The sequence below is a fragment of the Micromonospora sp. NPDC049230 genome, from assembly GCF_040647875.1.
In the GTDB taxonomy this organism is placed as follows: domain Bacteria; phylum Actinomycetota; class Actinomycetes; order Mycobacteriales; family Micromonosporaceae; genus Micromonospora.
The window spans coordinates 76,986-96,878 of sequence record NZ_JBEZCZ010000004.1 but is presented as its reverse complement, the minus strand read 5'-3'; the positions used below and the strand labels follow the sequence as shown (position 1 = coordinate 96,878).

20 protein-coding genes are annotated in these 19,893 nt (G+C 71.7%); 14 read left to right on the top strand and 6 right to left on the bottom strand.

Annotation, left to right across the window (positions count from 1 at the left end; all coding sequences use genetic code 11):
- Nucleotides 1-263 precede the first annotated feature (263 nt).
- On the bottom strand, nt 264-437 hold the full coding sequence (locus AB0A95_RS04925) for a hypothetical protein (RefSeq protein WP_357554290.1): 174 nt from the start codon (nt 435-437) through the stop codon (nt 264-266).
- 665 nt (nt 438-1,102) lie between these two features.
- The gene (locus AB0A95_RS04920; protein ID WP_357554289.1) at nt 1,103-1,582 is read right to left on the bottom strand and encodes a helix-turn-helix domain-containing protein; all 480 of its coding nucleotides are present in this window, start codon (nt 1,580-1,582) and stop codon (nt 1,103-1,105) included.
- Nucleotides 1,583-1,687: 105 nt separating this feature from the next.
- Here AB0A95_RS04920 and AB0A95_RS04915 point away from each other — a divergent pair, with 105 nt between their 5' ends.
- Nucleotides 1,688-3,235 carry an MFS transporter gene (locus tag AB0A95_RS04915; protein ID WP_357554288.1) on the top strand — a complete coding sequence of 516 codons (1,548 nt, stop codon included), beginning with the start codon at nt 1,688-1,690 and terminating at the stop codon, nt 3,233-3,235.
- 6 nt (nt 3,236-3,241) lie between these two features.
- Here AB0A95_RS04915 and AB0A95_RS04910 read toward each other — a convergent pair whose 3' ends face one another.
- Nucleotides 3,242-4,108, bottom strand: coding sequence for an oxidoreductase (locus AB0A95_RS04910; protein WP_357554286.1), 867 nt, complete (start codon nt 4,106-4,108; stop codon nt 3,242-3,244).
- Nucleotides 4,109-4,137: 29 nt separating this feature from the next.
- Between AB0A95_RS04910 and AB0A95_RS04905 the strand changes: the two genes are divergently transcribed.
- The 8 genes from AB0A95_RS04905 to AB0A95_RS04870 all read left to right on the top strand — a co-directional run bounded on the left by AB0A95_RS04905 (nt 4,138) and on the right by AB0A95_RS04870 (nt 11,281).
- Entirely contained in the window at nt 4,138-4,266 is a 129-nt protein-coding gene (locus AB0A95_RS04905) for a hypothetical protein (RefSeq protein WP_357554285.1), read from the top strand.
- Between the two features lie 60 nt (nt 4,267-4,326).
- On the top strand, nt 4,327-4,869 hold the full coding sequence (locus tag AB0A95_RS04900; RefSeq protein WP_357554284.1) for a TetR family transcriptional regulator: 543 nt from the start codon (nt 4,327-4,329) through the stop codon (nt 4,867-4,869).
- A gap of 108 nt (nt 4,870-4,977) precedes the next feature.
- A complete protein-coding gene (locus AB0A95_RS04895) occupies nt 4,978-6,009 on the top strand; it encodes a medium chain dehydrogenase/reductase family protein (RefSeq protein ID WP_357554282.1) in 1,032 nt (343 codons plus the stop codon).
- Nucleotides 6,010-6,327: 318 nt separating this feature from the next.
- Nucleotides 6,328-6,501: a hypothetical protein gene (locus AB0A95_RS04890; protein ID WP_357521035.1), complete on the top strand. Its 174-nt coding sequence runs from the start codon at nt 6,328-6,330 to the stop codon at nt 6,499-6,501.
- Nucleotides 6,498-7,502: a glycosyltransferase family 4 protein gene (locus AB0A95_RS04885; protein WP_357554281.1), complete on the top strand. Its 1,005-nt coding sequence runs from the start codon at nt 6,498-6,500 to the stop codon at nt 7,500-7,502. Before AB0A95_RS04890 ends, AB0A95_RS04885 begins: the two co-directional genes overlap by 4 nt.
- 106 nt (nt 7,503-7,608) lie before the next feature.
- Nucleotides 7,609-8,745 carry a glycosyltransferase gene (locus AB0A95_RS04880; protein WP_357554279.1) on the top strand — a complete coding sequence of 379 codons (1,137 nt, stop codon included), beginning with the start codon at nt 7,609-7,611 and terminating at the stop codon, nt 8,743-8,745.
- Nucleotides 8,742-9,794, top strand: a complete 1,053-nt coding sequence (locus AB0A95_RS04875) for a glycosyltransferase (protein ID WP_357554278.1) — start codon at nt 8,742-8,744, stop codon at nt 9,792-9,794. The genes AB0A95_RS04880 and AB0A95_RS04875 overlap by 4 nt, the downstream gene beginning before the upstream one ends.
- Entirely contained in the window at nt 9,791-11,281 is a 1,491-nt protein-coding gene (locus AB0A95_RS04870) for a glycoside hydrolase family 130 protein (protein ID WP_357554277.1), read from the top strand. Before AB0A95_RS04875 ends, AB0A95_RS04870 begins: the two co-directional genes overlap by 4 nt.
- Nucleotides 11,282-11,337: 56 nt before the next feature.
- Here AB0A95_RS04870 and AB0A95_RS04865 read toward each other — a convergent pair whose 3' ends face one another.
- On the bottom strand, nt 11,338-12,402 hold the full coding sequence (locus AB0A95_RS04865; RefSeq protein WP_357554275.1) for an ice-binding family protein: 1,065 nt from the start codon (nt 12,400-12,402) through the stop codon (nt 11,338-11,340).
- A 269-nt stretch (nt 12,403-12,671) separates the two neighbouring features.
- Here AB0A95_RS04865 and AB0A95_RS04860 point away from each other — a divergent pair, with 269 nt between their 5' ends.
- A complete protein-coding gene (locus AB0A95_RS04860) occupies nt 12,672-13,883 on the top strand; it encodes a PP2C family protein-serine/threonine phosphatase (RefSeq protein WP_357554274.1) in 1,212 nt (403 codons plus the stop codon).
- A gap of 69 nt (nt 13,884-13,952) precedes the next feature.
- Nucleotides 13,953-15,020 carry a DUF2855 family protein gene (locus AB0A95_RS04855; RefSeq protein ID WP_357554272.1) on the top strand — a complete coding sequence of 356 codons (1,068 nt, stop codon included), beginning with the start codon at nt 13,953-13,955 and terminating at the stop codon, nt 15,018-15,020.
- A 23-nt stretch (nt 15,021-15,043) separates the two neighbouring features.
- Here AB0A95_RS04855 and AB0A95_RS04850 read toward each other — a convergent pair whose 3' ends face one another.
- Nucleotides 15,044-15,856 carry an RNA polymerase sigma factor SigF gene (locus tag AB0A95_RS04850; RefSeq protein WP_357554270.1) on the bottom strand — a complete coding sequence of 271 codons (813 nt, stop codon included), beginning with the start codon at nt 15,854-15,856 and terminating at the stop codon, nt 15,044-15,046.
- Nucleotides 15,857-16,076: 220 nt separating this feature from the next.
- Nucleotides 16,077-16,262, bottom strand: coding sequence for a hypothetical protein (locus AB0A95_RS04845; protein ID WP_357554268.1), 186 nt, complete (start codon nt 16,260-16,262; stop codon nt 16,077-16,079).
- A gap of 317 nt (nt 16,263-16,579) precedes the next feature.
- On the opposite strand from AB0A95_RS04845, the gene AB0A95_RS04840 reads away from it, so the two are divergent.
- The 3 genes from AB0A95_RS04840 to AB0A95_RS04830 are packed head-to-tail and all read left to right on the top strand — an operon-like array spanning nt 16,580 to nt 19,863.
- Nucleotides 16,580-18,469, top strand: coding sequence for a sigma-70 family RNA polymerase sigma factor (locus tag AB0A95_RS04840; RefSeq protein WP_357554267.1), 1,890 nt, complete (start codon nt 16,580-16,582; stop codon nt 18,467-18,469).
- A gap of 14 nt (nt 18,470-18,483) precedes the next feature.
- A complete protein-coding gene (locus AB0A95_RS04835) occupies nt 18,484-19,140 on the top strand; it encodes a DUF305 domain-containing protein (protein WP_357554266.1) in 657 nt (218 codons plus the stop codon).
- A 24-nt stretch (nt 19,141-19,164) separates the two neighbouring features.
- On the top strand, nt 19,165-19,863 hold the full coding sequence (locus AB0A95_RS04830; RefSeq protein WP_357554264.1) for a hypothetical protein: 699 nt from the start codon (nt 19,165-19,167) through the stop codon (nt 19,861-19,863).
- The last annotated feature ends 30 nt before the right edge of the window (nt 19,864-19,893 follow it).

Genomic DNA, 19,893 nt, shown 5'->3' with positions numbered 1-19,893 from the left:
AACGCCTGTACGACATCTTCAGTCATCATGATCGATTGATGGCGGCGCTCGGAGGTCGCACGGACGGCACGATCGACCGGCCGTACTGCGCGCCGGGTGACGTGACCGAGCGCGTGTGGAGCAGCCCTACCGCCCGACCTGGCTCATTCCGGCCGTGGTCGGTCCTCCGCCGCGTACCGGCGGGAGGCCCGATGAGCGCGGACGGAGCAAGCGAAGTCGGGCGCATGGATCCCCGCATGGATCCGCGCCCGACTTCGCTCGCGTCAGCGCCGGCTCCAGATAGGCCGCTTGCGCCGCACTGCCGTGATCGCCCCGACCACGGCCAGTGCGATCCCGCCGATGGTGGTGATGGTCGCCTGAGCGATGAGGCCCAGGTCCGGTCCGCTGAGCTTGGCGATGTAGATCAGCGGCCCGATCGCGATGATCTCGGCCGTCACCAGGGCCGCGATCAGGACGTTCTCTGTGTCGTTCGTTGCGTTCCGGTGGCGATCGGTAGATGTACAACCTGCTGTGTGCACTGGTTCTGTCCGTCTTCCTGATTGGTCCTGCTCGGGACATGGTGGTGCGACGTGACCCGTGAAGGCGGACTCGGGATGGCAGTCTCCGGGTATCCGCCTTGATGCGTATTTACGGGCCTCTTTTCTGGTGGAGCATGAGTCGAGGCGATCTCGGCGGCTCCACTGTCCGCGCACCGAATCGCGTCCGAACATTGCCACAGGCATGCCGACGAATGTGATTCTCAGCGCCGGTCTCCCACGCAGTGATTCCCATACCGCTCGCCGAAAGGTAGCGAGCAGCCAAGCCGGAAACGGCGTTGTCGGGTTGTTCCTCATGTCGGCCGGCCGGACAGCGCCATGAGCAGGCCATGTCAGCGCAGGGCGCGAGGTCGACACCATTGCGGAACCACTGGAGGTGGGCCGCGGACCGCCGCCCGACGCGTCCGTGCCGGGACTTGCGCGCCTCCCGGCACAGGAAGCGGGCGCGCTGCGGCAGCAGTTTGAGACACGCATCAAAGGGTGGGTGCGGCGGTGTAACACCCTGCTCAGCTCTCCCGAGCGGCACCCGAAGGACCCGCGCGGCCGGGCGTGACGAAGAAGAGCTGTCAGCCGCGCCGGATGAGGCCTGGGCCGGCGGCGATGTCGATGTCGCCGTCCTCAATTTCGTGGCCGGCGGCGCAGCGGAGGACCGCGCGGACCGGTTGGCCGCAGTCGTGGTGGGTGGCGACGACGGATGGGCCGGCGTCGTCGGCGGCCCAGGTGTCGCCCCAGTTGCGCAGGGCGGTGATGACGGGCAGGAGTTCGCGGCCCTTGCGGGTGAGCTGGTATTCGTGGCGGGTGCGTTGCCCCGGTTCGCGGTAGGGGATTCGTTCGAGCAGGTCGGCGGCGACCATGTCCTTGAGTCGGGCGGCCATGGCGGGTTCGCCGACGCCGACCCGGCGGACGAAGTCGTCGAAGCGGCGGGTGCCGAGCAGGGCCTCGCGCATGATCAGGACCGTCGACCTGCTGCCCACGATGTCCATCGCCCGGGCCACCGAGCAGTTCTCACTCGACCAGGAGTCGCGGTCGTCCCGGAGATCCTCCATGCCGTCAAGCCTACCTGACTTGCATGGAGACTAGTCAGGTGCTTCACTGGGGTATGCTGACTTGCGCAAAGGCAAGTCAGCTTACTCAGTCCGTGAGGAAGCCCCGTGACCAGCAACATCGCAGCCCCACCCGCGCCTGGACCGGCCGGTGCCGTCCGTTCCGCAGTGCGCGGCTCCCGCGCGGTGACTCTGCTCGCCATGTGTCTGGGCGCGATGATCACGTTTCTCCAGATCACCGCGACGGTCTCCGCCCTGACCACGATCCAGCAGGACCTGCGGGTCGACCCGACCACCCTGATCTGGGTTCCCAGCGCCTACACCCTGATGGTGGCGAGCGTGGTGCTGTCGGCCGCCACGCTGGGCAACCGCTACGGACGCAAGCGCATGTTCGGTGCCGGAGTCGTCGCGATGATCGTCGGCGCCGCCGTGGTGGCCAGCGCCCCGAGCGTGGCCTGGGTGATCGCCGGGCAGCTGGTCGCCGGCCTCGGCGGGGCCCTGATCCTGCCGAACAGCCTGGCGATCCTCGGTGCGACATTCACCGACCCGCACCGACGTACCGAGGTCATCACCGCATGGTCGGCGGCCTCGGGCATCGGCCTCGCGATCGGCCCGCTCATCGCCGGCGCGCTGCTGCGGCACCACCCGTGGCACAGCGTCTACCTGTCGACGATCGTGCTCGGCCTGATCACCCTCGTCGTGGCAGCCGTCGGGGTGGCCGAATCCCGGCCGAGCGCCGCCCGACTCGACGTACCCGGCCTGGTGCTGGGCACGGTGGCCATCGCCGCCGCCGTCTACGCGACGATCCAGGGCGGCAAGGACGGCTACGCCAGCCCGGTGGTTCTGGCCGCCTGGATCATCGCGCTCGTCGCGCTTGTCGGGTTCGTGCTCGTCGAGCTGCGGTCCAGCGCGCCAATGCTCGACGTACGGCTGTTCCGGTCCGCGTCCTTCAGCGCCGTCACTGTCGTCGCCGCGGTGTCGCTGTTCGGCTTCACCGGCGTGGCGATCCTGCTTGTCCTCTTCCACGAACGTGCCCAGGCACTCAGCCCGCTGGACACCGGCTGGCGGATGCTCGTGCTCTTCGGCGCCTACGTGCTCGTCGCCTTCGGTGCCGGGCGAGTGGTCCGTCGTACCGGCTTCAAGGCGCCGATCGCCCTCGGCCTGGTCCTCGGTGCGGTGGCCAGTTTCGGGCTGGCGACCCAGGGGCCGACCGCGTCGTTCGGTCACCGCTGGGCGCTGTTCGCGCTGTTCGGTGCCGCCAGCGGTCTGGTGGTCGCACCGGCGACGGCGGCGGCGTTGGCCAGCGTCGCGCCCGCTCAGGCCGGCATGGCCGCCGGAGCGGTAAACGCCGCCCGCCAGGTCGGCTCGGTGCTCGGCTCGTCCCTCCTGGGCACGCTCCTGACCACCACGATGGTGGCCGACCTGCCCGACCGGCTGGCCGCGCACCAGGTCGGCGAACCCACCCGGGCCGCCGTGCGGGCGGCGGTGGCCGCCGGTGCCACCGGCGACCAACCACTGCCCGATCCGGTACGCGCGGCGCTCGCCGAGGCACTGACCGCCGGCGTCCAGGCCGGGTTGCGCGTCAGCGGCATCGTCTTCCTCGTCACCGCCGTGCTCACGCTCACCCTGGTCCGCAACCGGCCGCACCAGCACTAGCGCGCACTAGGAACCGATCGCGTCCAACTGCTCGATCGCGTCGGCCGACAGCTTGAGGTCGGCAGCCGCGAGGTTCTCCCGCAGGTGCGCCAGCGTCGAGGTGCCCGGGATCAGCACTGTGGTGGGGGAGCGCTGAAGCAACCACGCGAGGGCGACCTGCTGCGGCGACGACCCCACCCGGGCGGCCACGTCGTTGAGTGTGTCGGACTGCAACGGCGTGAACCCGCCGAGCGGGAAGAACGCGGCGAACGCGATGTTCTCCGCCGCGCACCTGTCCACCAGGGCGTCGTCCTGCCGGTTGGCGAGGTTGTAGAGGTTCTGGACGGTGACCACCGGGGCGATGGCCTGGGCCTCGGTGAGCTGGTCGAGCGTGACGTTGCTGAGCCCGAGGTGTCGGATCAGCCCCTCCTGCCGCAGTTCGGCGAGGGCGCCGAACTGCTCGGAGAGGGGATCGTCGCCGGTGCCCTCCGCCACACCGACCCGCAGGTTGACGACGTCCAGGACGTCCAGGCCGAGGTGGCTGAGGTTGTCCCGGACCTGGGCCTTCAGCTCGTCCGGCTCCAGCGCCGGGATCCAGGAGCGGTCGGCGCCGCGTCGCGCGCCGACCTTCGTGACCAGGTGCAGATCCTCGGGGTACGGGTGCAGCGCCTCGCGGATCAGCTCGTTGACCACCACCGGGCCGTAGAAGTCGCTGGTGTCGATGTGCCGGACACCGAGGTCGACGGCCTCGCGGAGCACGGCGAGCGCCTGCTCGCGGTCGCGGGGTGGGCCGAAGACATCCGGGCCGGCCAACTGCATCGCCCCGTAGCCCATCCGGCTCAGGGTGAGGCCGTCGGCGGGGGTCACGGTTCCACCGGGAAGGTGCTCGCGCATGTCGTCCTCTATCCGTAATCGGAGTGGATATGCGGCGACTCCGCGCGGTGTTTCTGGACCCGGCCGAGCGGGAGCTGTTCCGCGACCGGCGGCAGGCGATGCAGAGCGTGGTGGGGCAGATGCGCGCCGACCCGGCCCGGCTCTACCCGCTGGAGTGAGCGCGGATTCAATCGGCGCCTGACTTGACGCGCCTAGTTTGTGAGTGCACACTTACAAACATGCGATCGACTGCCGAGGCCCGCCGGATCACCGTTCTGAACGCCGCGGTGTCGGCGTTCGCGCGCACCGGCTTCCACGCCACCCCGGTCACCGCCGTGGCCGCTGCCGCCGGCATCTCCGAGGCGTACGTCTTCCGGCTCTTCGCCGGCAAGCTCGGGCTGTTCGTGGCGGCCGCCGACACGTGTTTCGAGCGGATCGCCGCGGCGATAGAGGCCGGGGCCGAGCGTGCCGCCGGCGGCGGCGCGGAGGAGATCCTCGACGCGATGGGCGGTGCCTACGCCGAGTTGATCGCCGACCGCGATCTGCTCCTCTTCCAGGTGCAGGCGCAGGCCGTCACGGACATTCCCGAGATCGCCCAGGTGGTGCGGGCCGGCTACCGGCGGGTCGCGACCTTCGTGCAGGACCGGTCCGGTGCCAGCGACGCGCAGGTGCAGCAGTTCTTCGCGTACGGCCAGCTCTGCCACCTGATCGTCACCGCCGGGCTGGACCAGGTCCCCGAGCCGTGGGCCCGTGCGCTGACCGCGGGCATCCGCCACCCCTGACACCTCCACGACCAGCCACCCGGCCGCCGACCCTCGGGCCGCGACTGTGGCCCCACATTCTTACCCCGCGAAGTGTGTGAGTGCACACTTACAAACTAGGAGGATCCCATGACCACCGACACGATGATCACCGAAGTGGTGCTGCCCGGCGTGGTGGAGCCCGAGGGACTCCAACTGCACCGTCGCGCCATGCCCACCCCGGCCCCGGGGCAGGCGCTCGTCCAGGTCGAGGCCACCGGCATCTCGTTCGCCGAGCAGCAGATGCGCCACGCCCTCTACCCCGGCCAGCCGAAGTTCCCGTTCGTGCCCGGCTACGACCTCGTCGGCACGGTCCGGGCGGTCGGCCCCGGCGGCGGCGACTCGCTCGTCGGCACCCGGGTGGCGGCGGTCACCAAGACCGGCGCCTGGGCCACGCACGCGCTCGTCGACATCGACGCCCTGACCCCCGTACCCGTGGATCTGGACCCCGCCGCCGCCGAGACAGTCGTCGTCAACGGCGTGACGGCGTGGCAGATGGTGCAGAGCGCCAGCCTGCGGGCCGGGCAGACCATCCTCGTGCACGGCGCGAACGGCGGCGTCGGGAGCGTACTCGTCCAACTCGGGCGCCACCTCGGCCTGCGGATCATCGGCACCGCGGCCGAGCGGCACCACGCCGGGCTGCGCGACCTCGGCGTCGAACCGCTGGACTACCGTGCCCCGGACCTGGCCGCGCGTGTTCGGGAGCTGTCGCCGGGTGGTGTCGACGCCGTCTTCGACCCGGTCGGCGGCCCGGGTGTCCGCACCTCGTACGGCCTGCTCGCCCGTGGCGGCACGCTCGTCGTCTACGGCAACGCCGCCGCCGTGGGCACCGGCCAGTCGGTCGTGTGGGTCTTCGTGAAACTGCTGGCCCGCCTCTACACCTGGAACGCGCTGCCGAACGGTCACCGGGCCGGCTTCTACAACTTCTGGGCCGGTCAGCTCACCCGCCGTACCGCCTTCCGGCGTCGCCTGCGCACCGACCTGGGCATCGTGCTCGACCTCCTGCGGCAAGGGGTGATCGTGCCGCAGATCGCCGCCCGCTACCCGCTCAGCGAGGTCTCCGCCGCCCTGGTGTTCGCCGAGGCGCGCAGCCGGGCGGGCAAGGTGGTGCTGGAGCCCTGACCAGCGGATCCAGTCCGCGGGTGGGCGCGCACCGGCCGGCTCGGCGGCCGGTGCGTGTGCGCCGGCGCACCCCGAGGGCGTACGGTGGACATGTCGCCCGGGATCCCGGTGGCCGCCAGACGCCGTCGCCACCAGCCCAGTCAGGGGCGTAACCGATCGTCATCCCCATCGCCGCGACGGCCCGTCGTGTTGTTGATCGCCGGCCACGTCCCGGCTGTCGGGTTCGCTGGTCATCGCAGCCCGGTACGGCCGGTGGGCCAGCCCCGGCGCCATCCGTGCGAATGATCGTTTTGAACGCCTTAACCAGGGGAGCACCAGATGAGGATCGCCAGGGACAGGATCGTCACCGCACTTCGCGACAGGGGCCAGCAGGCCCGGGCCGACTGGGTCGAGCGTGAGCTGCCCGAGCGCGTGGACCCGGCGAAGCACTCCGGGTTGCTCGCCACACTGCACCTCAACGCGGCTGACCTCGTCGACGCGTCCTCCCCTTGAGGGTTGCCCTGCTCGGACCGGTCGCCTGGCGTACGCCGCCGCACCACTACGGCCCGTGGGAGCAGGTGACCGGCCTGCTCGCGGAGGGGCTGGCCAGCCACGGCGTCGACGTGACGCTCTTCGCGACACTGGACTCCGTCACCTCCGCGAAGCTCGACGGTGTCTGCCCACGGGGGTACGCGGACGACCCGGACCTGGACGGCCGGGTGTGGGAGGCGATGCACGTCTCCCACGCGCTGGCCCGCTCGGCCGAGTTCGATCTGGTGCACAGTCACCTCGACTGGCTCCCGTTGGCGTTCGCCGAGCACTGCCGCGCCCCGCTGCTGACCACTGTGCACGGCTTCTCCGGCGCGGAGATCCTGCCCGCCTACGCCCGAGCCCGCTCGTCGTACGTGTCGATCTCCGACGCTGACCGGGCACCGACGCTCGACTACGTCGCCACCGTCCACCACGGTGTCGACGTCGGCGGGCTGCCGTTCACCGGCGACGCCGGCCCCGGGCTGGCCGCCTTCGGCCGGATCCACCCCGACAAGGGCACCCACACCGCGATCGAGATCGCCAGGCGCGCGGGCCGACCCCTGACCATCTGCGGCATCGTGCAGGACGAGCGGTACTTCGCCGAACAGGTGGCCCCGCACATCGACGGTGACCAGGTCGTGTTCCTCGGGTCGGTGGGCCCGCGACGGCGGGCGGAGGTGCTGGGTGACAGCACCGCACTGCTGCACCCGATCGCCTTCGACGAGCCGTTCGGACTGTCGGTGGTGGAGTCGATGGTCTGCGGCACCCCGGTCGTCGCGTACCGGCGGGGGTCCATGTCGGAGGTCGTCGACGACGGGGTGACGGGCTTCCTCGTGCACACCGTCGACCAGGCCGTGGACGCGGTCACCCGGGTCACCGGCCTGGACCGGGCGCGGTGCCGGGAGCGGGCCCTGGAGCGCTTCAGCGCGGACCGCATGGTCACCGACTATCTCGCCGTCTACGACCAGCTCGTCAACGGCTGAACCAACCCGCCCCGCCGGTCACACACGCTGACCGGCGTGCGCCGTTCCCGCGTGAGGCTCGCCCCGTACTCCGGCGAGGGCCGACAACCGGAAAGGCCCGACGTTCATGCCCAGCTACGGATTCCTCAGCACCCACCCACCGACCCGGTGTGGACTGGCCACGTTCAACTCCGCCCTCGCCGCCCAGTTGACCGCCGACGGCACACGCGGTGGCATCGTCCGCGTCACCGACCACGGCGACGACCAGCGTCCGGTGCCCGGGGTCGTGCACACCTGGTCGGCGCTCACCCCGGGCGGCTGGCGGGACGCGGCGGCCGCCCTGAACACCTTCGACGTGGCGATCGTCCAGCACGAGTACGGCATCTACCCCGGCACGGACGGCGAGGACGTCCTGCCGCTGCTGCGGCGGCTCACAGTGCCCAGCATCGTGGTCCTGCACACAGTGCTCCGCCAGCCCACCGCCCGGCAGAAGTCCCTGTTGGAGCGGATCGTGGCCACCGCCGGGGCGGTCGTCACGATGACCGACACCGCGCGGGACCGGCTGCTGATCGGCTACGCCGTGCCGCCGGCCAAGGTGACTGTCATCCCGCACGGCGCCGCCGAACTGGCCGGCGTACCCGTCGAGCGGCGCACCCGCCCGCACCTGCTGACCTGGGGGCTGCTCGGCCCCGGCAAGGGCATCGAGTGGTCGTTGCGGGCCCTCGCGCGGTTGCAGGATCTGGAACCGACACCCACCTACACGGTGGCCGGCCGGACCCACCCGAAGGTGGTCGAGCACCACGGCGAGGCGTACCGGGCGGGGCTGCACCAGCTCGGCGCCCAGTTGGGCGTCGCGCACGCCGTCGACTACCAGGACGTCTACCACGACCAGGAGGCGCTGGGCCGGTTGATCCGCTCCGCCGACGTGGTGGTCCTGCCCTACGACTCCCGCGAACAGGTCACCTCCGGCGTACTCATCGAGGCGGTGGCCGCCGGGGTGCCCGTCGTGGCCACCGCGTTCCCGCACGCCGTGGAGCTGCTGACCGGCGGGCCGGGTCTTGTCGTACCCCATCAGAACCCGGCGGCGCTGGCCGCGGCGATCCGGCGGGTCCTGACCGAGCCGGGCCTGCCGGCGCGGCTCGCCGGCCGGGTCCGACCGCTGGCCGCGCACCTGCGCTGGCCGGCGGTGGCGGCCCGGTACGAAACGCTCGCGGAGCAGCTCAGCGAAGCCCGCCCGCCGGCGGTCAGCGTGGTGCCGGCATGACCGCGACCATCGGCCGGCCCCGAACAGCCACGCGGGGACGCTGGGTGACGGCGCCCGCGCCGAGCTTCGCGCACCTGCTCCGGATGAGTGACGACACAGGTCTCTTCGAACACGCCCGGCACGCCATTGTCCGCCGCGAACACGGCTACTGCACCGACGACGTGGCCCGTGGCCTGGTCGTCGTCAGCCGCGAGCCGGAGCCGAGCGAGGAGCTGATCTGGCTCGCGGAGCGTTACCTCGCGTTCCTGACCCACGCGCAGCACGCCGACGGTGGCTTCCACAACCGGCTCGGACACGACCGGCGCTGGGCCGACGAACCGGGGCTCGGCGACTGGTGGGGTCGGGCGCTGTGGGGCCTGGGCACGGCCGTCGCCCGCAGCCCCGCGTCCTGGGTACGGGAGGAGGCGCTCGTCGCCTTCAGCCGGGGCGCGGGCCGGCGCACCAAGTTCACCCACGCGATGGCCTTCGCCGGCCTGGGCGCGGCCGAGGTGCTGCGCCGCCACCCGGGTCACGTGGTCGCGGCGTCGCTGCTGGCGGACGCGGCCCGCACTGTCGGCCCGGCGGGCACCGACCCGCGTTGGCCGTGGCCACGGCAGGAGCTGACCTACGCGAACGCGGCCCTCGCCGAGGTGGTCATCGTCGCCAGTCAACTGCGCGAGGGTGGCCCACCCCTGGACGACGGCCTGCGGATGCTGGCCTGGTTGCGCGACGTCCAGCTGCGCGACGGGCGGCTGTCGGTGGTGCCGGTCGGTGGTTGGCGGCACGGCGGCGTACGGCTGCACCACGACCAGCAGCCGATCGAGGTCGCCGCGCTCGCCGACGCCTGCGCCACGGCGGCCACTGTCACCGGCGACCCCGGGTGGGACGACGGGGTGCGACAGGCGGTCGGCTGGTTCCTCGGCGACAACGACCTCGGCACGCCGATGTGGGACCCGGCCACCGGCGGCGGCTACGACGGGCTGACCGCGCACGGACCCAACCTCAACCAGGGCGCCGAGTCCACCCTGGCGCTCATCTCCACACTGCAACACGCCCGGCGGTGGTCGTGACCCGGAGGCTGGCCGTCCGGCAGGACGCCACTCTCGCCCCGGATCCTCGGCGGGTCATCGTCAAGCTCTTCGTTCCGGGGGAGGACGCGGCGGTCGTCCGCACCCGGGCGCGGGCACTCATCGACCGGGTCGCGCGCCTCGACGACGAGGAGGCCGGCCGGCTGTTGCGGGACACCTTCGACCGCTTCGGCGCCCGGCACCGCGACCTGGCCGGCACGTTCCACCACCACTACGACCTCGTCCGGCATCGTGCCGCCCGGGCCCGAGACCTCTCGCCGACCAGCCGGCTGCTGGTCGGGGCCTACTTCAGCCACGAGTACGCCGTCGAGGCCGCCGCCCTCTGCAACCCGTCGATGGTGGCCCACCCGGACCAGACCGGTCTGGGCACCGGGCAGTTGCGCGTCGCGGTCAGCCTGCGCCAGATCGGCGAGGGTCACGTGTCGTCCATCGGGTTCGCCACCGCCGTCCTCGGACCCGGGCGTCAGCTCACCGTCGCCGATCGGGCCGGGCCGCTGGCCGTCGGGCAGCGGACGGGCGTACGGCACCGCCGGGACCTGCTCGTCGCCGGCCTCGCCGAGGAGGACTGCGACAACGAGGTGGCCGCCACCGTGCTGGACGCCCTGCCCGAGCGGTACGACGAGGCCACCTTCGAGCGGGTGCTCGGGGCCCTGCCACCCGATCTGCTCTCCCGCAGCACCGGGATGGGCACCCTCGAACAACTGCGACGCACCAACGCCGGCAGCTACGCCACGGCCTTCCCCGCCGACACGGCTCTGCACCAACGGGTGCTCTGGCCGGCCAGCCCCGCCGAGAGCAACGGCATGGAGGACGCGCGGTTCGTCCGGTTCGACGACGAGTCCGGGCGGGTGTACCGGGCCACCTACACCGCCTACGACGGCCGGAGCATCGCCACCCGCGCCCTGGTCAGCAGCGACCTGCGGCGCTTCGAGACCACCCCGATGCGCGGGCCGGGTGCCCGCAACAAGGGGCTCGCGCTGTTTCCGCGTACTGTCGGCGGCCGGCACCTGGCGCTCTGTCGCGCCGACGGCGAGACCATCGGCCTGACCGTCCTGGACGGCGAGAACCGTTGGCAGGCAGCGATCCCGCTGCACGGCCCGCGGGACAGCTGGGAGTTGATCCAGGTCGGCAACTGCGGATCTCCGATCGAGACCGACGCCGGCTGGCTCGTGCTCACCCACGGCGTCGGGCCGATGCGCCGGTACGCGATCGGCGCGCTCCTGCTGGACCTGGACCGACCGGAGCGGGTCGTGGCGCACCTTCCCGGTGCGCTCCTGTCGCCGGAGGAGGACGACCAGGACGGGTACGTACCCAACGTCGTCTACTCCTGCGGGGCGCTCATCCACGATGGTGAGGTGTGGCTGCCGTACGGGGCGAGTGACTCCCGGGTGGGTTTCGCCACAGTGTCGTTGGCCGCCCTCCGCGCTGCGATGGTGGAGTCTTCGCCAGCGGGTGGGCGGGACGGGTGACAGGCGGTGGGGCCGCCCCGGCGGCCGGTTGGTTACCGGCCGCCGGGGCGCCTCGGTCAGGAGTCGGTCGTCCGACGCCGGTAGAGGAGCAGCAGGGCCGCGCCGCTGGCGACGGCGACACCGCCGATCCCGGTCAGGACGGGCACCAGAGCACTGCCCCCGCTGCCGCCGGTGACGGGCAGCTTCGTGCGGGTGGGCGTGACCGTGGGCTGGCCGGTGGGTTGACCCGTGGGCTGGCCGGTGGGCGTACCCGTGGGCTGGCCGGTCGGCGTACCGGTGGGGGTGCCCGTCGGTGCCCCGGTCGGGGTTCCAGTCGGCGTGCTCGTCGGTGTGCCCGTGGGCGTGCCGGTTGGTGTTCCGGTCGGTTGGGTGGGCGTACCCGTCGGCTGGAGGCAGACGGGGGCGTTGATGGTGTTGGTGTCCAGGGTGACCGCGCCGGTCTGGGCCAGGGCACGGCCCTGGAGGGTGGCGCCGGTGTTCATGGTGATCGAGGTCTGGGCCAGGATGTTGCCCATGAACCGGGTGCCCGTGCCGATGGTGGCCGAGCTGCCCACCTGCCAGTAGACGTTGCAGGGCGAGGACCCGTTGATGAACACCACGCTGCTGTTGGACGCGGTGATGAGGGTCGAGTCGATCTGGAAGATGAATACCGCAGCCGGGTCACCCTGGCTGTCGAGCGTCAGGGTGCCGGTCAGCTGCGCGGCCCCGATCCGGTAGACCCCGGGCAGCAGCGTGGTGCCGCCCAGTTCGGCCGGAAGGTTGGTGAACGGGGTTCGGCCGGCGGCGTCGTTGTAGGCGGTGGTCAGGTCGTTCTTGGCCTGCAACGCGACGGCGTCACCGAGGTGGGTTTCACCGCCGACGATGCCGGGCGGGAAGCCGGGTGCGGTGTTGCCGGGGCTGACGCCGAGGCTCTGGGCGAGGAAGCTTGGCCCGGTGTTGGTGACGGTGGAGCCGGCCAGCACGGAGAAGTTCGCCGCCGTACCGAGGTCGACTGGTGCCTCGGCGGCGCTCGCGCCGGTGCCGCTGAAGATCAGGACAGCGACGGCTGTGCCGCTGGCGGCGACGGCCGCCAGTGCGGACATTGCCGCGCGTCGTCGATGGCTGAGTAGTTTGGTTGTCACGACGTGCCCTTTCGCGAAGGCATCTCACCAGACGCCGGTTGTGCAGCGGTCGGAAACCACACCGCACACGGATTGCTCAATCGGACTTTTGCACACCTAATACGCAATAGTTGCGAAACGACTGAGATGGCTGTGACGACTGGGACGAAAGGGGACCCGGCCGACCGGGAGCGGGTGATCGGCGGGCGAGGATGACGGCCGGGCGCGGTAGCCTCACCGCTCGCGCTGCTGTGGTCGTACGGTTCGGGAAAACGGGGGGGAGGTGGAGGGTGGGCGACGTCGGCGAGATGGTGCGGTGGCTACAGCTCAACGCACCCCGTGGTGGCCCGGACGAGCTGTCCCAGCTCGTCGCCCGGGCGGCTCCCGGCATCGACGCCACCGAGATCGTGATCTACCTGGCCGACTACACGCAGTCCCTGCTGGTGCCGCTGCTCGGCGCGGGTCTCGTCCGGGACGAGCTGTCGATCGAGACGACCCTCGCCGGTCGGGCCTTCACCGGCCTCGACATCCAGCGCGCGCCCGACAACCCGGATCGGGTCTGGGTGCCACTGCTGCTCGGGTGCGAACGGATGGGCGTGCTGGAGATCGTCTCGCCGCTGGCCGCCGACGCGGCCATGGACGGGCCGGCCTGGGAGGTGGCGGTCAACGTCGCCCAGATCCTGGTCAACCGCCGGCTCTACGGTGACGTGGTCGAGCGGATGCGGCGGCGTCTCCCGATGCAGGTCGCGGCCGAGATCGTCTGGGGCCTGCTCCCGCCGCTGACCTTCGCCACCGACGACCTGGTGGTCACCGCCATCCTCGAGCCCTGCTACGACGTCGGCGGCGACATCTTCGACTACGCGCTGAACGACGACGTGCTCAGTGTCGGGCTCTTCGACACCTGCGGCCACGGCATCAAGGCGAGCACCCTGGCCTCGCTGGTGGTGAGCGCGTACCGCAACGCACGCCGGTGTGGCCTCGACCTGGTCGACACGGCGATCAGCATCGACAAATGGGTGCGCTCCGAGCACCCGAACTTCTTCGCGACCGGGCTGCTCATCGAGCTGGACCATCGGACCGGCCGACTGGGCATGATCAACGCGGGTCACCCCGGTGCGATGCTGCTGCGCGACGGCAAGGCCATTCGGGAGCTGCCGGGGCCGACCGCGTTGCCGCTCGGCCTGGGCCACCTGTCGGCCCGCCGCCCGCGGGTGCACGTGGAGGACCTGCACCCGGGCGACCGCATCCTCGCCTACACCGACGGCATCACCGACGCGCGCAACGCCGACGGGGAACAGTTCGGGCTGGACCGGCTCGTCGACTTCGTCAACCGCACCCTCAACGACGGGTTGCCCAGCCCGGAGACGATGCGTCGTCTGGTCCGCGCCGTCGTCGGCTACCAGGACGACAGGCTTGAGGACGACGCGACGGCCCTCTTCGTGGAGTGGCGACCGCCGCACCTGCCGCTCGCGCACCTGCGCGACCTCGCGGCCCGGACCTGACCGGGCACAGTGGGATTTTGCACTCCCAGTGCACTTGTCTCGGTCTCCAGGGGTGTCTAGCGTCAGCTCATGGCCGACTCATGGACCTTCGCCGTGGCGCGTGACGACCTCGGGCAGACCACTCTCGTCGATGGCACCCCGCCCCCGGTGGCCGACGGCGAGGCGCTGCTGCGGGTGGACCGGGTCGGCCTCACCGCCAACAACGTCACCTACGCGGTGCTCGGCGACGCGATGCGCTACTGGGAGTTCTTCCCGCCGGCGTCGGTCGGGCTCGGGCCACAGTGGGGCCTGCCGCCGCTCTGGGGCTTCGCCGAGGTGGTCACGTCGACAGTCGCGGGCGTCGAGGTGGGCCAGCGGGTCTACGGCTACCTCCCGCCCTCCGGCCACCTGCTGGTGCGGCCGAGCCGGGTGGACGCCACCGGTTTCCGCGACGCCAGCCCGCACCGGGCCGAGTTGCCGTCACCGTACAACGCGTACCGGTCGACCACCGGCGACCCGGCGTACCAGCCCGACCAGGAGGATCTGCTGATCCTGTTCCGGCCGCTGTTCTTCACCTCGTTCATGCTGGCCGACCAGGTCGTCGACAACGACTTCTACGGCGCCGAGGCGCTGCTGCTGTCGTCGGCGTCGAGCAAGACCGCGTACGCCGCCGCGTTCGAGCTGCGCGGTCGCGGGCCGCGCCTGGTCGGGCTCACCTCACCCGGCAACCTGGCCTTCACCCGTTCGCTCGGTTGCTACGACGAGGTCGTCCCGTACGACGACATCGCCGCTCTGGACGCGGTGCCGACCGTCTACCTCGACCTGTCCGGCGCACCCGCGACCCGTGCCGCCCTGCGTCGGCACCTCGGCGACCGCCTCGTCCGGGACATCGCGGTCGGGCTCACCAACCAGACGCCGAACGCCGACGCCGCCGAAGAGGTGTTCTTCGCGCCGGTCCAGATGCGCAAGCGCGCCCAGGACTGGGGCCGGGCCGGGCTGGACCAGCGGTTCACCGACGCCTGGCAGCGCTTCGCCGCCATCGTGAGCGGGTGGCTCGACGTCCAGGTCGGTGCCGGGCCGGAGGCCCTCCAGCGCGCGTGGCTCGACGTCCTCGGCGGTCGTACGCCGCCACGGGTGGGTCACGTCGTCCAACTCTGAGCCGCCGAGCGGCGGTGCCAGCCTCAGAACGCGCTGTGGTCGAGGTCGGCGAGGTGGTGCCGCAGCGCCGCCAACGACCGGGTGATGAGGCGGGAGACGTGCATCTGCGAGACGCCGACCCGGTCGGCGATCTGGGCCTGGGTCAGGTTGCCGTAGAAGCGCAGGGTCAGGATCTGGCGTTCGCGCTCCGGCAGCGTGGCGAGGGCCGGGCCGAGGGCGACACGGATCTCGACGAGATCGAACTCGTGGTCGTCGCCGCCGAGGGTGTCGCCGAGCTCCCGACTGCCGTCGACCCCGGCCGGGGTGGACAGCGACGTGGCCCGGTAGGCGCGGGCGCCCTCCAGCCCTTCCAGGATGGTCTCCTCGGACAGGTCGAGGTGCGACGCGATGTCGGCCACTGTCGGCGAGCGACCGAGGGTCTGGGTCAGCGCGTTGTTCGCCGCGCTGATCGACAGGCGCAGCTCCTGGAGGCGGCGGGGCACGCGCACCGCCCAGGTGCGATCCCGGAAGTATCGCTTGATCTCGCCGATGATCGTGGGAATGGCGTACCCGCTGAAGTCGACGCCCCGGTCGTGGTCGAAGTGGTCCACGGCCTTGATGAGCCCGACCGAGGCGGTCTGGGTCAGATCCTCGTCGGGTGCGCCGCGTCCGGAGTAGCGGCGGGCCAGGTGCCGGGCGAGCGGCAGCCACGCCTCGATGGCGCGGGCCCGCAGGGCTGGGCGGCGCGGGTCGTTCGGGTCGGTCGCCGCCAGGGCGACCAGGAGGTCGTCTGGGCTCTGGTCGCCGCTCTGCTGCTCGACGCGGGTGCTGGTGGCGGTGCCGACGATGCTGGCCATGGGGATGGTCCTTCCCAAACCTGCCCGTCGATCGGATCGACCGGAGGATCTCCGAACCGGCCTGCCGCCGGAGCGCACATACGGGCGAAGATGCGCTGTCGCAAGGCCACGATCACGGGCCTCGCCACCGCGTCATGTCGTTCATTCGTTGACCCGGACCCTACCCGAAAGGATTATTAATTACTAGCCAAAAGTATGAGTGGGCCCCGGCCCTGCCGGATCAGCCGCGCCGGTTGCCGTCGTCGGCGGCGGCCGGGCTCTGCGGGGCCGGCTGCACCGCGAACGGGTGGCGCAGCCGGCGCATGGCCTCCTCGCTGCCGTCGACCGTCGCCACCGACCCGTCGGACCCGTCGGCCGTCGACGTGGCGAGGAACAGGGCGGGTCGAGCGTTGTCGTTCGATGTCATGCAGAATCCTGTCTTCGGTGAAGGGGAGCGTCCGGGCCACGGCACTCGTTGCCGTGCGACCTCGGGACGGTGCGGCGCACACAGGGGCGCCCGATCAGGGTGTCTCGTGCTCGGGCGAACGCCCGGCGACACCGACACCTCGCACCATACCCGGCGTCGTCCACCCGCACGCGCCGCCGACGCCCCCCGGTCGCGGCGGACCCACCGATTACCGAGAATTTCGGTAATCCGACCCACCGGTGCCAGTCTCCAAACGTGAGGGCGGTCAGCGCACACCGTGCGGGACCACGCGGATCAGCACACGAGGAGTGAGACCCATGTCGTCAGCCGGTCGAGCACTACCCGATGTCGGGTTGGTCGTCGCGGCCCGACAGGGCGACCAGCGCGCCCTCGACGACGTCGCGGCGGCCTCGCTCCCGCTTGTCTACAACATCGTCGGGCGTGCGCTGCGCGGCCACGCCGACGTCGACGACGTCGTCCAGGAGACGTTGATACGGGTGATCCGGCACCTGCCCGCGCTCAACGACCCGGCGGCGTACCGGTCCTGGCTGGTGGCGATCACCATCCGCCAGGTGCGCGACTGGGAACAGCGCCGACGTCTCGCCCTCAACCGCGACGCCGGGCTCGACGCGATCCACAACGTGCCCGACCCCGCCTCCGACTTCGCCGGCATGACCATCCTGCGGCTCGGCCTCACCGACCAGCGACGCGAGGTCGCCGAGGCGACCCGCTGGCTCGACCCGGACGACCAGGAGTTGCTGTCGCTGTGGTGGCTGGAGGAGACCGGCGAGATCGCCCGGGACGAGGTCGCCGACGCGCTCGGCCTGTCTCCCGGGCACGTCGCGGTGCGGATCCACCGGATGAAGGAGCAGATCCAGAGCGCCCGTGGTGTGGTCCGCGCGCTGCGCGCCCGCCCTGGCTGTGCGGACCTGGCGGCCGTGACCGCCGACTGGGATGGCACTCCCAGCCCGCTGTGGCGCAAGCGACTGGCCCGACACGTCCGCGACTGCGCGTTCTGTGGACGACTGGGCACCACCCTCCTGCCGATCGACAGGCTGCTCGCCGGACTGCCGATGCTGCCGTTGCCGGCCGGTCTCGGCGCTCACCTTCCCGGCGCGGCGGTGCCTCCGGGTGGTGCGGAGGCCGTCGGGTACCACTCCGCAGGCCCGCCGGCCGGACACGCCGCCGGGCAGACCCCGGCCGGCGGCGTGCCCACCGACGCGGGCGGCGGTCCGAGTGCTCTCGACCTCGCGGTGCACCGGCCACGTGGCCTGCTGCCGTCCCTGGCCGCCGGTGTCGCCGCGGCCGTTGCCGCCATCACCCTGGCGGTGGTCATCCAGCCGGAGGATCCGGTGGCGCCCTCGTGGGCTGCCCCGCCGTCCGCGGCGCCCACCGCCGTGGCCTCGCCCAGCGGCCCGCCGTCGCCGAGCGCACGTCCCTCGTCGAAGGCTCCGGTCGCCCCGGCGGTCAGTTCCGCCCGCAAGGGCGTCGGGGTGTGGAACTTCGCCGGAGCCAGTCAGGCGTTGGCGAACTCGAAGGCCGGCTGGTACTACACGTGGGGCACCCAGCACCCGGGGATCAGCACGCCGCGGGGCGTGACGTTCGTGCCCATGATCCGTGGCGTGGAGAACGTCACCGCCGCCGAGTTGGCCCGGGCGAAGGCGGTGGGGCCGGAGCTGCTCACCTTCAACGAACCGGACCTGCCCGAGCAGGCGAACATGACAGTCGAGCAGGCGCTGGACCTGTGGCCGCAGCTGATGGCGACGGGCAGCAGGCTGGGCAGCCCGGCGGTTGCCTGGGGCGCGCCCGACCCGCAGGGTTGGCTGGACCGGTTCATGACCGGCGCCCAGGCCCGGGGCCACCGGGTGGACTTCGTCACGCTGCACTGGTTCGGCGCCGACTTCACGAGCGCCACCGCCGTCGACCAACTCCGGCAGTATCTGGAGGCTGTCCACCAGCGCTACCGGAAACCGATCTGGCTTACCGAGTTCGCCCTGATCCGCTTCGACGGTGGCCGTCAACAGTTCCCGAGCCAGGAGCAGCAGGCAGCGTTCCTCACCGCGGCCACCGCCATGCTCGGCCAACTGTCCTACGTGCAGCGATACGCCTGGTTCGGCCTGCCCGCCACGGACAAGGACCGATCCGGGTTGTTCACCGACGGCACCGGGGCGACAGTCGTCGGCCGCGCGTTCCAAGCCGCCCGGTGAGCGGGGGCGGACAAATGGACGAGCACCAGACCGGCGGCGAACGTCACGGGTTCACCGTCCACGCCTGGCGGATCGTCGGCGTCGCGGTGACCCTTGTCGCGACGGCGCTGACCGTCGGTCTCACCCAGGGTTGGGGCAGCCCCGACCAGCCGCCCTCCGCCGGGTCGTCCGCTCCGGTGACGACAGCGCCCGTGCTGCTCAACGGCACCGACGACGCCTTCATCCAACTGCTGATCCCGATGAACGAAGGTGTGCTCGCGTTGATCGAGCACCTCGACACCCGGCCGGCGGACGCGGATCCGTCGCTGCGAACGCTTCTGCGCGAGGTCCGGGAGACTCATCAGGCGGAGTTGCGGGACCTCCGTGGGCTGCTGGCCGAGGGCAACGTTCCGGAGCTGAACATCCACCAGGGGCATCAGATGCCCGGCATGGTCACCGACGCCAGTCTCGCCGAGTTGCGCGGCGCGCCGGACGCCGAGGTGCCGGACCGGGCGGCTGCACTGCTCCGAGCGCACCTCGCGCAGACCGTGGTGCTGTGCCGGGGTGAGCAGGCCGCCGGTGGAAGCCCGGAGCTGAAGGCGCTCGCCGGCCGGATCCAGCAGGCGCGCACCACCGAGCTGAGGACCCTGGACAGTCGGCCCGGCACGCCCGGGGCAGCGCCGGTCAACTGAGCATGCCGCCCATGGGACCGGCCGATGCGGACAGCTGACCCGCAGGCCGACATGTCCTCGTCGCGGGCGTCCCGTCGTGCGACGCACCGCGCCGGCACGTCGAACGGCGCCCGCCCCGCTCGGCGTGCCGCGGATCGTACGGGGAGAGCGTCGCCGCCCGACGCGTTCGTCTCGACACCGACGGCGGGCTGGCGGGGTGGCCATCGTCGCGCGGCCGGGCGGGCCGCCGTCACCGCCTCGATCCTGACGGTCAGCGTCGGATGGCTGCTCGCGATCCTCGCCGCGCCACACGTCACCCTCTCGCCGGGTTGGCGGATGGTTGCCCTCTTCTGCCACCTGACCTGCCTGGTGGTGGGCTTCGGCGCGGTGCTGACGGTGGACTGGTTCAGCCTCCGTTGGCTGCTACGCCGGGAACCGCTCGGCACGGTGCTGACCGCCGCACGGGGCGCGCACCTGCTCATCTGGCTGGGCCTTGTGGGTCTGCTCGCCAGCGGCGCCGCCCTGGGCCCGGACACGTCGTCCGGGCTGGTCTGGGTCAAGCTGCTCGCGGTGCTGCTGGTCGGGGTCAACGGGCTGTTCCTCGGCCGGGTCCGGGAACGCCTCGTCGCGGTGCGGGGCCGTCCGCCCTGGTCCGCCCTGCTCCCCGGCGTCGCCGCCACCACCCTGTCCCAGCTCAGCTGGTGGACCGCTACTCTCGTCGGCTTCTGGAACGCCAACGGCTGACGCCGACCGCCTGCCGTGCTGATGCTGATC